The organism is Tepidimonas ignava (assembly GCF_004342625.1).
GTDB lineage: Bacteria > Pseudomonadota > Gammaproteobacteria > Burkholderiales > Burkholderiaceae_C > Tepidimonas > Tepidimonas ignava.
The window spans coordinates 64,415-78,972 of the sequence record NZ_SMAH01000007.1; the positions used below are offsets into that span (position 1 = coordinate 64,415).

Sequence of the window (14,558 nt, forward strand, 5' to 3'; positions counted from 1 at the left end):
CTCATTTCGGCTCAAACCTGCGCTGCGCTCAGCCGCCGCCGCTCAGGCCCGCGGTAGCTGGACGGGTCGCCGTGGCCGCGCACCTGGGCCGGCACCAGCGGCGCATGTTCACCCCCGGCGCCGCCGGGCAGGCGGAAGACGGCCACCATGTCGCTCAGGCGCTGCGCCTGGGCGCGCACATGGGTGGCGGTGTCGGTGCTGCGGGCCACCAACGCGGCGTTTTGTTCGGTCATCTGGTCCACCTCGGCCACGGCGGCGTTGATTTGCGCCAGCCCCTGGGCCTGTTGCTGGGTGGCGGCGGTGATTTCGCGGATGAAGGCCGAGACTTGCTCGGCGTTGGCCACGATGTCGCGGATCGTCGCGCCCGCGGCGTGCACCTGTTCGGTGCCGGCGCTGACCTTGGCCACACTGGCTTCGATGAGGGTTTTGATCTCCTTGGCCGCCTGCGCGCTGCGCTGCGCGAGTTGGCGCACCTCGCCCGCCACCACCGCAAAACCACGCCCTGCCTCGCCCGCGCGGGCCGCTTCCACGGCGGCGTTGAGCGCCAGGATGTTGGTCTGAAACGCAATGCCGTCGATGACGCCAATGATGTCGGCGATTTTGCGGCTGGCCGATTGGATGCCGTCCATCGTCGTCACGACGTCGGCCACGGCACGCCCGCCACGCTCGGCCACGTCGGCGTTGCGGCGCGCCAGCTCGATGGCGGACTGCGCCGCTTCGCTGCTTGAGGCCACGTGGCGCGTCAGGTCGTCGATGCTGGCGGCCGTCTGGCGCAGGTGTTCAGCGGTCTGCTCGGTGCGCTGCGCCAAGTCCTGGCTGCCGCTGGCCACCGCTTCGGCGGTGGCGCGCAGCCGTGCAGCAGTCTCGTGCACGGCGCCCACGGTGCGCACCAGCGACGCCTGCATGTCGGCCAGGCTGCGCATCAGCTCGGCCAGTTCGTCCTGGCCTCGGGTGTCGGCGCGGGTGGTCAGGTCGCCACGTGCGATGGCCACCGCCAGCGCCTGCGCTTGCTGCACCGGGCGCACGATGCTGCGCATGTTGATCCAGGTCGTCGGCGCCACGATGGCCAACGCCACCAGCAGCGCCCCCCCCAACGCCCACAGCGCTTGCTGGCGAATCTGCTCGCCGTGCTCGGTGAGCTGAATCATCTGCTGCGCAAAAGCCTCGTCACCGCCATTGCCGGCTGCCGTCCAGGCCAGGGTCAGCGCCTCGTGCTGGGCGATTTGCATGTGGTGCACCGCCCACACGCCCACCCCCGCCAGGGCCAGCAGCAGCGCCAGCACCACGGCAATGGCACCCAGCATGCGCGTGCGCACGCGCCATGTGCGCATCCAGTCGTTGTTGGTCATCATGTTGCCTCGACGGTTGGGCCGGCGTTCAGGCGTCCATCAGCCCCATGTCGGGGCTGCTCATCAGCGCCTCGATGTCCATCAGGATCAGCATGCGCTCGCCCACGCTGGCGATGCCGGTGATGAAGGCCGTGTCCACGGTGGTCGAGGTCATCTCGGGCGCGGCGCGGATCTGGTCACGCGGCAACTCCAGCACGTCGGACACCGAATCGACCACCACGCCGACCACCCGCCCCTTGACGTTGAGCACGATGACGACGGTGAGGCCGTTGTACTCGACGCTGGGGCAGCCCAGCTTGATGCGCAGGTCCACCACCGGCACGATGACGCCGCGCAGGTTGACCACGCCCAGCATGTGCCGCGGCGCGTTGGCGATGCGGGTGGGGTTTTCGTACGAGCGGATTTCCTGCACGCGCAGGATGTCGATGCCGTATTCCTCAGCGCCAAGGCGAAACGTCAGGTACTCGGCGCTGTGGCGTGCGGCGGCGTCGTGGCTTGGCGCGGCGGCGATGGCGGTCATGGCAGCACTCCTCGTCGGCTCAAAGCCCTAAGTATCGGCCAAAACACCACGGCCGCCAGCCGGGTCAACCCCAACGGGCCGCATCACGCAGCCCGAAGGTGACGGATGTCAATGTCCGTCGAAGCTGACCAGCGTGTACAGCGGCAGACCCGCCGAGCGCAGGCGCTGCTCGCCCCCCAGCTCGGGCAGCGTCACGATGGCGGCACCCTCCATCACGGTGGCGCCGAGCTTTTCCAGCAGTTTTTTGCCGGCCATCATCGTGCCGCCGGTGGCGATCAGGTCGTCGATCAGCAGCACACGGTCACCGGGCTTGACGGCGTCGGTGTGCAGCTCGACGGTGGCGCTGCCGTACTCGAGCTCGTACGTCTCTTCGACGGTGGTGAACGGCAGCTTGCCCTTTTTGCGGATGGGCACGAAACCCACCCCCAGCTCGTAAGCGACCACCGAGCCGATGATGAAGCCGCGCGCGTCCAGCCCCGCCACGACGTCGGGCCGCAGCGCACGGTCCATGTAGCGGTGCACGAAGGCGTCGATCAACACGCGAAAGACCTTGGGGTCTTGCAGCAAGGGGGTGATGTCGCGAAACTGCACACCCGGCGCGGGCCAGTCGGGCACGGTGCGGATGTGCGAGCGCAGGTAGGCGGCGGTGTCCATGGGACGTGATTATCCTGCTAGCCGGCCAACAAGCGGCTTTCGGCCAACGCCAGCGCTTCCGGCACGCCGTACAGCACCACGGCGTCGCCACCTTGCAGCACCAGGTCGTCCGACGCTGCCTCACGGCGCCCGCTGGCGCGGCGCACATCCATGACCTGCACCCCGATGGCGTGCAGCGCCAAGTCACCCAAGCGCTGGCCGACGGTGGGGCCGGCCGGCGGCAGCACCACGGTGGCCAGCCGCGCCTGGTGTTGCTCGTCGACGCTGTCGTCGTCGGCGCCATGGAAGTAGCTGCGCAGCAGTTGGTAGCGCGCTTCGCGCTGCTGCTGCACGAGGCGCACCACACGCCGCAGCGGCACGCCCACCAACGCCAGCGCATGGCTGGCCAGCATCAGGCTGGCCTCCAGCGCTTCGGGCACCACCTCGGCGGCGCCCTCGGCTTGCAACTTGGCCAGGTCGGTGTCGTCCAGCGTGCGCACCACCACCGGCACGTGCGGCGCGTGCTCGCGCACGTTGTGCAGCACTTTGATGGCACTGGGCGTGTCCATATACGTCACCACCACCGCCGAGGCCCGCGCCAGCCCCGCCGCCATCAGCGCCTGCAACCGCGCAGCGTCACCGAACACCACCGAATGGCCCGCCGCAGCAGCTTGGCGCACCCGATCCGGATCCAAGTCCAGCGCCATGTAGGGGATCTTTTCCGCCTCCAGCAGACGCGCCAGGTTTTGCCCGCAGCGGCCGTAGCCGCAAATGATGACGTGCCTGTCGGCGGCAATGGCGCGGCGTGCGATCTGCGTCATCTGCACCGACTGCATCAGCCAGTCGCTGCGCACCAGCCGCGTCACCAGCGCGTTGCTGTGCTGGATCACAAGCGGCGCCAGCAACATGGAAAGGATCATCGACGCCAACGTGGGGTTGAACAGGGTGGGCGGCACCAGGGCGTTCTGGTTGGCCAGTTGCAGCAGCACCAAGCCGAACTCGCCCGCCTGCATCAGGTACAGCCCAGTGCGCAGCGCCGTGCCCAGCGGGGCGCCCAGGGCGTGCACCAGCAGGGTGATCAAGCCCGCTTTGAACGCCAGCGACAGCACCAGCAGCAACAGCACCAAGGGCCAGCGCTCCAGCACGATGCGCCAGTCCAGCATCATGCCGATGGTGATGAAAAACAGCCCCAGCAGCACGTCGTGAAACGGCCGGATATCGGTCTCCACCTGGTGGCGAAATTCGGTCTCGGCGATCAGCATGCCGGCCACGAACGCGCCCAGCGCCATCGACAAGCCGGCGTGTTCGGTCAGCCACGCCAGCCCCAGCGTGACCAGCAGCAGGTTGAGCATGAACAGCTCCTGGCTTTTGCGCCGGGCCACCAGCGTCAGCCACCAGCGCATCACGCGTTGCCCGCCGGTCATCAACAGCACCAGCAGGGCCGCTGCCTTCAGCAACGCCAGGCCCAAGGCCCACCACAGCTCTTCGCCCGGGGCGGCCAGCGCCGGAATCAACACCAGCAACGGCACCACCGCCAGATCCTGGAACAGCAAGATGCCCACCACGCGCTGGCCGTGCTCGGTTTCCAGCTCCAGACGCTCGGCCATCAGCTTCATCACGATGGCGGTGCTGCTCATCGCCATCACGCCGCCCATGGCCACCGCCATCGGCCACTCAATGCCCCACCAGTCCGGCAACAGCCACCCCAGCGCCAGCGCGGCGGCGGTGGTCAGCAGCACCGTCAGCAACACCTGCGCCGTGCCCAGCCCAAAGACGAACCGCCGCATCGCCCGCAGCTTGGGCAGGCTGAACTCCAGGCCGATGGCGAACATCAAGAACACCACACCGAATTCGGCCAGGTAGCGCAGCCCCTCGGTGTTGTGCGCCAACGCCAGCGCGTGCGGCCCGAGCGCCACCCCCACCGCCAGGTAGCCGATCAGCGGCGGCAGCTTCAGCAACCGGCACACCACCACCCCCAGCACGGCGGCCAACAGCAGCAACAGGGTTAGGTCGAGCACGTTCACGCACCCGATCTTACTGGCCAACATAGATAGCGACGGCCCGAGCCTGGACTTCGGCGCCACCCGCGCGCCGCATGCGCTACCATCCTGGCGCATGAGCGCGCGCCGCAAGCTGCCCATCGGCATCCAGACCTTCGCCAAGATCCGCGGCGAGGGCTGCTACTACGTCGACAAAACCCCGCTGATCGCGCGGCTGGTCGAGCAAGGCAGCTTTTACTTCTTGTCGCGCCCGCGCCGCTTTGGCAAGTCACTGCTGATCGACACCATCGCCGAGGCCTTTGCCGGCCAGCGGGCTTTGTTTGAAGGCGGTGAGGCCGCCGTGGCGCTGGGGGTGGACCCGGCGGTGGCCAACCGCCCGCGGCTGTTTCTCGCCGAGCACTGGGACTGGGGCCGGCGCCACCCGGTCATTCGCCTGAGCTTCGCCGGTGGGGTGCACCATGACCCAGCCGGGCTCCACCGGGCCATCGTTGACCAGATCGACCGCAACGCCGAGCAGCTGGGGGTGGAGCTTCCCCCCACCGATGACGTGGCCTTGCGCTTTGACCATCTGCTGCAACGCGCCGCCAACGTCTGGAACGCCCAGGCCGTGGTGCTGGTCGATGAGTACGACAAACCGATCCTCGACAACCTCGAAGCGCCCGAGGTCGCCCGCGCAATGCGCGAGGGCTTGCGCAACCTCTACTCCGTCATCAAGGGGCGCGACGCCGATGTGCGCTTTGCGATGTTGACGGGCGTATCCAAGTTTTCCAAGGTGTCGATCTTTTCGGGCCTCAACAACCTCAACGACATCACGCTGGACGACCGCTACGGCACGCTGTGCGGCTACACCGAAGAGGATCTGGACACCGTCTTTGCGCCCGAGTTCGAGGCGGCGGCCAGCGACGGCCAGCCCCTGGACCGAGGTGAAGTGCGCCGTTGGTACAACGGCTACGCCTGGGGGCCAACCTCGGTGTACAACCCGTTTGATGTGCTGCTGCTGCTGGATAAGCGCCAGTACCGGGCGCACTGGTTCGAGACCGGCACGCCGACCTTCCTCGTGCAGTGGTTGCAGCGCAAGGGCTTCTTCACCCCCAGGCTGGAGCAGCTGTGGGCCAGCGAGGCGCTGCTGTCGGCGTTCGATGTGGACGGCATCGAGCCCGAGGCGATGCTGTGGCAGACCGGCTACCTGACGATACGGCGCAGCGTGCTCAAAGCCGCGCGGCGCGAGTACGAGCTGAGCGTGCCCAACCTGGAGGTGCGTGCCGCGCTCAATGAACACCTGCTCCATGCATGGCACCCCAACCCAGCGCAGGTCAGCGTGTTGACCAGCGCGTTGTACGACATTTTGGTCAGCGGTGACGCCGCCGCGCTCAAAGCGCACTTCCAGCGCCTCTTTGCCTCCATCCCACACGACTGGTACCGTGCCAACCCGATCGCGCAGTACGAAGGCTACTTTGCCAGCGTCTGCTACAGCCACCTGGCCAGTCTCGGGGTGGAGATCATCGCCGAAGACGTCAGCAACGAAGGCCAGTGCGACCTCACCGTCAAGCACGCCGGCACCGCGTGGGTGTTCGAGTTCAAGGTCGTGGACGGCGACCAGGGCACGGGCGAGGCGCTGCGGCAACTCCAGACCAAGGACTACGCGGCCAAGCACCGCGGCGCGCCGGGCGTGGAGCGTGTGATCGAAGTCGGCGTGGAGTTCAGCCGCAGCAAGCGGCAAATCGTGGGGTGGGACGTGCGGTGACACCACCCTTGCACACTCGGGATGTCATGACCAACGACCGATTGCCTTCAAGCGACGCCGACTGGATCGCGCTGGCGCGCCAGACACTGGCCATCGAAGCCGCCGGCCTGCAAGCGATGGCCGAGCGGCTGGACCAGCGCTTCGCCGACGCGGTGCGCACGCTGCTGGCGTGCCGCGGCCGCGTCGTCGTCACCGGCATGGGCAAAAGCGGGCACATCGGCCGCAAGATCGCGGCGACGCTGGCCTCCACCGGCACGCCGGCGTTTTTCATGCACCCAGCCGAAGCCAGCCACGGTGACCTGGGAATGATCACCCCGGCCGACGCGGTGCTGGCCATCAGCAACAGCGGCGAAAGCGATGAGCTAACGACCATCTTGCCGCTGATCAAACGCATGGGCGTGCCGCTGGTGGCCATGACGGGGCGCGCCGACTCGACGCTGGCGCGGCACGCCGACGTCGTGCTGGACACCGGCGTGGCGCGCGAAGCCTGTCCGCACAACTTGGCCCCCACCGCCAGCACCACGGCGCAGCTGGCCATGGGTGATGCGCTGGCCGTGGCGCTGCTGAGCGCGCGCGGGTTCCAACCGGAGGACTTCGCGCGCTCCCATCCCGGCGGTGCGCTGGGCCGCCGCCTGTTGACGCTGGTGCGTGACGTCATGCGGCCGCTGGACGTGACCCCGCGCGTGGCGCCGCACGCCACGCTGCCGGAGACGATGCGGACCATGAGCGCCGGGGGCCTGGGCGCTGCCGCCGTCGTCGACGAGCAGGGGCGTCCCATCGGCATTTTCACCGACGGCGACCTGCGCCGCCTGATCGAAGCGCGCCCGGGGGCCGACCTGCGGGCGTTGACCGCCGCCGAAGTCATGCACCCCCGCCCGCGCAGCGTGCACCCCGGGATGCTGGCCGTCGAAGCAGCCGACCTGATGGAGCAGCACCGTATCCACAGCGTGTTGGTGGTCGATGACGACGGCCGGCTGGTCGGCGCGCTGAACTCGCACGACCTGATGCGTGCCAAGGTGATCTGATGGACCGCCCTGTGCTGACCTTTGCCCCTGAGCTGCTGCTGCGCGCCCAAGGCGTGCGCGTGGCGCTGCTCGACGTCGATGGGGTGCTGACCGACGGCGGCCTGTGGTACGGCCCGGACGGCGAACAGCTCAAGCGCTTTCACACCCTGGACGGCCACGGCCTCAAGCTGCTGCGCCGCGCTGGCATCGAACCCGCGGTGGTGACCGGGCGCGATTCCCCCGCGCTGCGTGCACGGCTGCAGGCGCTGGGGGTGCGCCACGTGCGCTACGGCACTGAAGACAAGCGCCCCGCCGCCGAAAGCATCCTGGCCGAGCTTGGCGTGGGGTGGGACGCGGCGGCGGCCATCGGCGACGACTGGCCGGACCTGCCGGTGCTGACGCGCTGCGCCCTGGCCGCGGCCCCACCCACCGCGCACCCGGAGGTGCTGGCACGGGTGCACCACGTCACCGCAGCGCCCGCCGGGGGCGGGGCGGCGCGTGAGTTCTGCGACCTGCTGCTGGTGGCGCGCGGCCACTACGTCACGTTGTTGCAGGAGGCGCTGGCGTGACCCCGCGTGCGGCCCCGCCGCCCCCCCGTCCCACGCGGCCGGCGCAGCCTTGGTGGGTGCGGGCGTGGGATGTGGCCTCGCTGTACCTGCCGGTGGCGCTGATGGGAACGCTGGCGCTGCTGACCTGGGCGGTCGTGCAACGCGTGCCGACCGACCACCCCAGCCCCAGCCGCGCCCTGGGCCAGGGCGAGCCGGACTACACGCTGCACCACTTCACGCTGCAGCGTTGGAGCGCACCGGGGCAACCCGAGCTGTTGCTGCGCGGTGACCGTCTGGTCCACTACCCCGCCGACGCGCGCACCGACATCGAGCAAGCGCATCTGCAACGGGTGGTGCCCGCCGACGCGACACGCAGCACCCTGCGAGCCCACCTGCTGCAAACCGACGACCGCCGCGTCCACTACACGTTGCGGGGACAGGTTCGCTACGAGCGAACACCTTTGCGCCCCGGGGGCGCGCCGCGCCTGACGTTGGACGCCGAAGAGCTGACCTGGGACAGCGAACGGCAGGTGCTGCAAAGCACACAGCCGGTGCGCATGACGCGTGACGCGGACGTGATAACGGCCAACCAGATGCGCTACGACGAGCGCCACGGGTTGGCCGAATGGCAAGGTCAGGTGCGCGCCACGCTGGTGGCGCGCGCGGGGCAACGGGCGCCCCGCTGAGGTTGGCGATCAGTAGCCGCCGCCGTACCCACCACGGTCATCGCGGCGACGCGGTGCACCGTAGGGGCTGCGGAATTGGCCATCGCCACCGCCGAAGCCGCCTTCACGACGGCCGCCGCCAAACCCGCCGCTGCGCGGCGGGCGCGGCTCCATCGGCCGGGCTTCGTTGACCACCAGGTTGCGGCCGCCCATCGACTGGCCATGCAGACCGGCGATGGCCGCCTGGGCCTCGGCATCGCTGCCCATTTCGACAAAACCAAAACCCTTGGAGCGACCGGTGTCGCGCTCCATCATCACCTTGGCGCTGGCCACTTGGCCGTACGCGCTGAACGCTTGCTGCAGATCGCCGTCGCGCACCGAATACGGAAGGTTGCCGACGTACAACTTGTTGCCCATGAAGGGACTCCTCGAAAAACACACTGACACAAACGAGCGACGGAGCCCCGACGGCAAACAAACCAACTGCTGCACGCGAAACCGACCGATCACCACTGACTGGGCCGACGTCGCGAACATCGACCCGGATCGCATTATGCGCCGATTGCGCTGCCCGTGGGGATTTTTTGATCCATACACCCCTGCCACCACGGGAATGATGCGCCAAAACAACACCGCGCCCGTCGAAACACCGTTGCGGCCCAACGTTCACGACGCGGAACCACGGCGGTAGATCACGTGGTAGGTCAACCCCACCAGCACACTGCCTCCCAGCAAATTGCCACCGATCACCGGCACCAGGTTGCCCAGCATGCCGCTGAACGTCACCGGGGGTGTCGCGGGCGCACCGCCCCCGGCCTGCACCAGCATCGCCAGCGGAAAGAAAAACATGTTGGCGATGCTGTGCTCGAAGCCCGCCGCCACGAACGTGGCGATGGGCGGCACGATCGCCACCGCCTTGTCCGCCACGCTGCGCCCGGCCATGGCCATCCACACGGCCAGACACACCAGCACGTTGCACAACACCCCGCGCCACAGGGCCTCGTGCCACGGCAATGCCTGCTTGTTCAGCGCGATGTGGACCACCTGCTGCGCCAGCCGTCCGCCGTTGAGTCCGGTTTGACCGCTGGCCCACACCAACACCGCCAGCCCCGCGGCGCCCAGCCCATTGGCCAAACACACCCACCCCCAGTTGCGCAGCACCTCGCGGGTGCTGATGCGGCCATCGGCCCAGGCCATGGCCAGCAGGTTGTTGCCCGTGAACAGTTCGGCGCCGGCCACCACCACCAGCAGCAGGCCCAGTGCAAACACCAGCCCACCCAGCCACTGCGAGGCCGCCCAGCCCAGCGTGGCATCGGCCTTGACGATGAGAAACGCCAACGCCCCCAACCCAATGAACGCGCCGGCCAACACCCCCAGCATCAACAACGGCAGCGTGGCCAGTCGCGCCTTGGCCACGCCCACCGTCTCGATACGCTGGGCCACTTCCCGTGGGGCGTAGGCGTCAAAACCATACAGCTCGGACATGATCAGCCTCCTGCGGCCTGCGACGCCGCAACGCCCTTTATACTGTGGTCTGCGCCGATTTGGATCCCGCTTGCGGGCGCGTAACAAGTACCGCTAAAGAGGAAGCGCCGGCCAGGCCTTGCCGGCGTCGCCACTGCGGTCACGGCGCATCAGGCAAGGAAACACCGTGATCGTCACCCCCCAACGCCTTCACGTCGACACCCCGCTGCCGCTGCGCAGCGGTGCGGTGCTACCCGCTTTCGAGCTGGTGTACGAGACCTACGGACAGCTCAACGCCGCGCGCGACAACGCGGTGCTGATCTGCCACGCGCTCAACGCCAGCCACCACGTCGCCGGCCACCACGCCGACGCCCAGGGGCAACCCATCCCCAAAAGCGAAGGCTGGTGGCACAACATGGTCGGACCGGGTAAACCGGTGGACACCGAGCGCTTCTTCGTCATCTGCGCCAACAACATCGGTTCGTGCTTTGGCTCCACCGGCCCCACGCACATCAACCCGGCGACGGGCCAGCCGTGGGGCGCCGACTTCCCCGTCGTCACGGTGGAGGATTGGGTCAACGCCCAGGCGCGGCTGCTGGACGCGTTGGGCATTGAGCGGCTGGCCGCCGTCATGGGCGGCAGCTTGGGTGGGATGCAGGCGCTGTCGTGGACGCTGCAGTACCCCGAGCGGGTGCGGCACGCGGTGGTGGTGGCCAGCGCCCCCAACCTGACGGCCGAAAATATCGCCTTCAACGAGGTGGCGCGCCGCGCCATCGTGACCGACCCGGATTTTCATGGCGGGCACTACCTGCGCCACGGCACCAAGCCGCGGCGGGGCTTGCGCATCGCGCGCATGATCGGTCACATCACGTACCTCAGCGACGACGTGATGAACGAAAAATTCGGCCGCCGCCTGCGCCCGCTGGCCGAGGCGGTGCGCAACGGCGACATCGCCACGGCCGAGCGGCTCGCCTACCGCTACACCACGCAGGACGTGGAGTTCGAAATCGAAAGCTACCTGCGCTACCAAGGCGACAAATTCAGCGAGTATTTCGACGCCAACACCTACCTGCTGATCACGCGGGCGCTGGACTATTTCGACCCCGCGCGCGAACACGACGGGGACTTGAGCGCCGCGCTGCGCCGCGCGCGGGCGGACTTTTTGGTGATTTCGTTTTCCACCGACTGGCGGTTTGCGCCGGCGCGCAGCCGCGAAATCGTCAAGGCGCTGCTGGACAACCAGCGCGCGGTGAGTTACGCCGAGATCGACGCTCCGCACGGGCACGATGCGTTTTTGCTCGACGACCCCCGCTACCACGCGGCGGTGCGCGCGTACTTCGAGCACCGCGTCGGCGCCCACCTGAGCACGCCCGGAGGCACGGCATGAGCGACCGCCTGATCCAACACCTGATCGCTGAGCGCGTGCCGCACGGCGCGCGTGTGCTCGACCTGGGCTGCGGCGACGGCGCGCTGCTGGCGCACCTGCGCGACGCGCGCGGCTGCCGCGGCTACGGCATCGAAATCGACGACGCGCTGGTGCACGCCTGCCTCAAGCGCGGGCTGGACGTGCTGCAGTTCAACCTGGAAGAAGGGCTGTCGATGTTCGCCGACGACAGCTTCGACGTGGTGCTGCAAATCGACACGCTGCAGCACCTGCGCAACGCCGAGACGATGCTGCGTGAGACGGCGCGGGTGGGGCGCAGCGCGATTGTGGCGTTTCCCAACTTCGCGCACTGGCCCAACCGGCTGCGTGTGCTGGCCGGGCGCATGCCGGTGACCCGGCGGCTGCCCTACCAGTGGTACGACACGCCCAACATCCGCGTGGGCACCTTTGCCGATTTCGAGGTTCTGGCCGAACGCCTGGGGTTGCACATCGACGACGCCTTTGGCATCGACGACCGCGGCCGTGTGGTGCGCCGCTGGCCCAACCTGCTGGCCAGCACGGCGGTGTTCAAACTCAGCCAACGCTGACACCGCCCAGCAACCCCGGAATTGGCGGCGGTTGGTGCCGCTGTTTCCATGATCAGCCCGCGGCGGGCGCTGCCATCATCGGTTCACTGCCCCCACGTGGAGGAGCAGCAGGAGGTCGATCATGCGCATCCCGGCAACCCATCCCGCCCATGCCGCTTGGCCTGCGCCCCGGGCGTCGACGACCCGCACCACCGCAGGCGACGCCGCGCCCTCGGCGACGGACAGCCCCGTGGCCACACCAACGTCCGCCACCGCCAGCGGCGGCCCGCCTGGCCTGCAACGGGTGCTGCAGCGGCTGCAAGCCCTGCCCACCGACACCCGCACGCCTGGCCAGCAGCAAGCGCTGACGCGCATCGAGCGCAACTTGCAACGCTACCTGGAGCATCAGGGCCTGGCCGACGGCACGGTGCGGCCGGCCGAGCAACCGGCCCTGACCACCGAGGTTGACCCGGTGGCGGCCCCGGGCCCAACCCCTGAGCCCGACGAGGCGCAAGGGGACGTGGCCTTGACCCCCGTCACCAACGGTGAGCCGCCCCTTCCAACGCAAGCGTTGTTGGAGGCTTTGCCCGGCTGAGTCAGGCCGGGCCACCGGGCGCGCAGAGGGGTCAGTCCAACGCCCGCAGCGTCTCGCCCAGCGCGTCCACCAGGCGGTCGATCTCGGCTTCGGTGCTGATGAAGGGCGGCGCCAGTTGCACGGTGTCGCCGCCGTAGCGCACGTAAAAGCCCTTGGCCCACATGCGCATGGCCACCTCGAAGGGGCGCTTGAGCGGCTCGCCCGGCGCCGGGGCCAACGTCAGCCCCGCCGCCAGCCCGTAGTTGCGGATGTCGAGCAGATGGGGGCTGGCGCCGCGCAGGCTGTGCACCTTGGCCTCGAACACCGGGGCCAGCGCCCGCACCCGCTCGGGGGCGTTGTCGCGCTGCAGCAGCGCCATCGACGCCAAGCCCGCCGCGCACGCCACCGGGTGCGCCGAGTAGGTGTAGCCGTGCGGGAACTCCAGCGCGTACGTGGGGCCGCCAGCGTCCATGAAGGCATCGTAGATGCCTTGGCGCACCGCCACCCCTCCCAGCGGCTGCACGCCGTTGGTCACTTGCTTGGCAAAGGTCAGCATGTCCGGCACGACGCCGAACGCCTCGGCGCCGGTCCACGCGCCGCAGCGCCCAAAGCCGGTGATCACTTCGTCAAAAATCAACAAGATGTCGTGCTGGGTGCAGATGTCGCGCAGGCGCTGCAGGTAGCCCTGCGGCGGCACCACCACACCGGCCGAGCCGGACATCGGCTCGACGATCACCGCCGCGATCGTCGAGGCATCGTGCAGCTCGATCAGGCGCAGCAGCTCGTCGGCCAGCGCCGCGCCGGCGTACAGCCCGGCGCCGTCGGCCGGCGGTTGGCCACGGAAAAACGCCCCCGCCGGGGGCTGGGTGTGCGGCAGGTGGTCGGCTTCGACACCCTGGCCAAACAGCTTGCGGTTGCCAACGATGCCCCCCACCGACACGCCACCGAAGTTGACGCCGTGGTAGCCCTTGGCGCGCCCGATCAGACGTGTCTTGCTCGCCTGCCCGCGCACGCGCCAGTAGGCGCGGGCGATTTTGAGCGCGGTGTCAGCCGCCTCCGAGCCCGACGCGGTGAACATCACGCGGTTGAGCCCAGCGGGCAGGCGCTCGACGATGCGGTTGGCCAGCTCGAACGACAGCGGGTGCCCAAACTGGAACGCGGGCGAGTAGTCGAGCGTGGCGACCTGGCGGCTGACGGCTTCGACGATCTCGCGCCGCCCGTGCCCCAGCCCGGTGCACCACAAGCCCGACAGCCCATCGAACACACGCCGACCGTCGGCGTCGATCAGGTACGCGCCCTCGGCGGCCACGATGATGCGGGGGTCGGCCTTGAACTGGCGGTTGCCCGTGAACGGCATCCAGTGCGCAGCCATCCACGACGCGTCACCGGGACGCAGCTCGGCGCTGGTGGGGGTCGTGTGGGCGGGGGTGTCGGACAGGTTCATGGTCGGATCAACAAGTCGCGGGAGGAGGGAGAAACAGCGCAACCCCTTGGCTGCACCGAGGTTGCTGCATTCGTGCCATTATGCGCGCCATGACCGCGCACGGCCAAGCCCCACATCCGCCCGAGGTGCCCGGCAGCGGCCCGGCAGCGGCCGCCGCGCAGGGCCTGATCTTGCTGGCGCACGGCGCCCGTGACCCGGCCTGGGCCGCGCCGTTCGAGCGCGTCGCGGCGGCGGTGCGCGCGCAACGGCCTGCGTGGCGGGTGAGCCTGGCCTACCTTGAGCTGATGACGCCCGACCTGCTCACCGCCGGCACCGTGCTGGCGGCGCAGGGGTGCGCGCAAGTGACGGTGTTGCCGCTCTTTTTGGGGGTGGGCGGGCATGTGCGGCGCGACGTCCCGGCGCTGCTCGCGCAACTGCAGGCCGACCACCCCGGCGTGCATTGGCAGCTTGCCCCGCCCATCGGGGAGCACCCGCGGCTGCTGCAGGCGTTGGCCGACATCGCCTTGGGGGTGGTGCCACCGCCCCCGGGCTGAGGCCGCCAGCGGGCAGCCCCAACCGCTGCACGGACCCATGGCACCCCACCGCGGCGCCGGCAGCGCGACCGTCCCCATGGCCGCCGGGCCTTATATGCACCCACGTTATAGATATAAAACTATCTTTTAG

General features: G+C 69.0%; 15 protein-coding genes. 8 read left to right on the forward strand and 7 right to left on the reverse strand.

The window, feature by feature from the left end:
* Positions 1–11: 11 nt before the first annotated feature.
* From EDC36_RS06800 to EDC36_RS06815, 4 genes are all read right to left on the reverse strand, one after another.
* The gene (locus EDC36_RS06800) at positions 12–1,352 is read right to left on the reverse strand and encodes a methyl-accepting chemotaxis protein (RefSeq protein ID WP_132962490.1); all 1,341 of its coding nucleotides are present in this window, start codon (positions 1,350–1,352) and stop codon (positions 12–14) included.
* A gap of 25 nt (positions 1,353–1,377) precedes the next feature.
* On the reverse strand, positions 1,378–1,869 hold the full coding sequence (locus EDC36_RS06805; RefSeq protein WP_132962492.1) for a chemotaxis protein CheW: 492 nt from the start codon (positions 1,867–1,869) through the stop codon (positions 1,378–1,380).
* Positions 1,870–1,977: 108 nt separating this feature from the next.
* Complete coding sequence (locus EDC36_RS06810; protein WP_132962493.1) at positions 1,978–2,523, reverse strand: adenine phosphoribosyltransferase; 546 nt, start codon at positions 2,521–2,523, stop codon at positions 1,978–1,980.
* A 17-nt stretch (positions 2,524–2,540) separates the two neighbouring features.
* Complete coding sequence (locus EDC36_RS06815; RefSeq protein WP_132962495.1) at positions 2,541–4,526, reverse strand: monovalent cation:proton antiporter family protein; 1,986 nt, start codon at positions 4,524–4,526, stop codon at positions 2,541–2,543.
* 91 nt (positions 4,527–4,617) lie between these two features.
* Here EDC36_RS06815 and EDC36_RS06820 point away from each other — a divergent pair, with 91 nt between their 5' ends.
* From EDC36_RS06820 to lptC, 4 genes are read left to right on the forward strand one after another with little or no spacing between them, the layout of a single operon-like run.
* Positions 4,618–6,246 (forward strand): ATP-binding protein, encoded by a 1,629-nt coding sequence (locus EDC36_RS06820; protein WP_132962497.1) that lies wholly within the window; start codon positions 4,618–4,620, stop codon positions 6,244–6,246.
* A 26-nt stretch (positions 6,247–6,272) separates the two neighbouring features.
* The gene (locus tag EDC36_RS06825; RefSeq protein WP_132962498.1) at positions 6,273–7,271 is read left to right on the forward strand and encodes a KpsF/GutQ family sugar-phosphate isomerase; all 999 of its coding nucleotides are present in this window, start codon (positions 6,273–6,275) and stop codon (positions 7,269–7,271) included.
* Entirely contained in the window at positions 7,271–7,819 is a 549-nt protein-coding gene (locus EDC36_RS06830; protein ID WP_132962499.1) for a KdsC family phosphatase, read from the forward strand. The genes EDC36_RS06825 and EDC36_RS06830 overlap by 1 nt, the downstream gene beginning before the upstream one ends.
* Positions 7,816–8,484, forward strand: a complete 669-nt coding sequence (lptC, locus tag EDC36_RS06835) for an LPS export ABC transporter periplasmic protein LptC (protein WP_132962500.1) — start codon at positions 7,816–7,818, stop codon at positions 8,482–8,484. The genes EDC36_RS06830 and lptC overlap by 4 nt, the downstream gene beginning before the upstream one ends.
* Before the next feature lie 9 nt (positions 8,485–8,493).
* On the opposite strand, the gene EDC36_RS06840 is transcribed toward lptC, so the two are convergent.
* Complete coding sequence (locus EDC36_RS06840) at positions 8,494–8,880, reverse strand: RNA recognition motif domain-containing protein (RefSeq protein WP_132962501.1); 387 nt, start codon at positions 8,878–8,880, stop codon at positions 8,494–8,496.
* A gap of 249 nt (positions 8,881–9,129) precedes the next feature.
* Complete coding sequence (locus EDC36_RS06845; RefSeq protein WP_132962503.1) at positions 9,130–9,948, reverse strand: formate/nitrite transporter family protein; 819 nt, start codon at positions 9,946–9,948, stop codon at positions 9,130–9,132.
* A 166-nt stretch (positions 9,949–10,114) separates the two neighbouring features.
* On the opposite strand from EDC36_RS06845, the gene metX reads away from it, so the two are divergent.
* From metX to EDC36_RS06860, 3 genes are all read left to right on the forward strand, one after another.
* Positions 10,115–11,314, forward strand: a complete 1,200-nt coding sequence (gene metX / locus EDC36_RS06850; RefSeq protein WP_185971188.1) for a homoserine O-succinyltransferase MetX — start codon at positions 10,115–10,117, stop codon at positions 11,312–11,314.
* On the forward strand, positions 11,311–11,898 hold the full coding sequence (metW, locus tag EDC36_RS06855) for a methionine biosynthesis protein MetW (protein WP_132962504.1): 588 nt from the start codon (positions 11,311–11,313) through the stop codon (positions 11,896–11,898). The genes metX and metW overlap by 4 nt, the downstream gene beginning before the upstream one ends.
* 121 nt (positions 11,899–12,019) lie before the next feature.
* Positions 12,020–12,472, forward strand: a complete 453-nt coding sequence (locus tag EDC36_RS06860) for a hypothetical protein (protein WP_132962505.1) — start codon at positions 12,020–12,022, stop codon at positions 12,470–12,472.
* 31 nt (positions 12,473–12,503) lie between these two features.
* Here the strand turns inward: EDC36_RS06860 and aptA are convergent, their stop codons facing one another.
* Positions 12,504–13,895, reverse strand: coding sequence for an omega-aminotransferase AptA (aptA, locus tag EDC36_RS06865; protein WP_132962507.1), 1,392 nt, complete (start codon positions 13,893–13,895; stop codon positions 12,504–12,506).
* An 80-nt stretch (positions 13,896–13,975) separates the two neighbouring features.
* Here aptA and EDC36_RS06870 point away from each other — a divergent pair, with 80 nt between their 5' ends.
* Positions 13,976–14,428, forward strand: coding sequence for a sirohydrochlorin chelatase (locus EDC36_RS06870; RefSeq protein WP_243646507.1), 453 nt, complete (start codon positions 13,976–13,978; stop codon positions 14,426–14,428).
* Positions 14,429–14,558 lie beyond the last annotated feature (130 nt).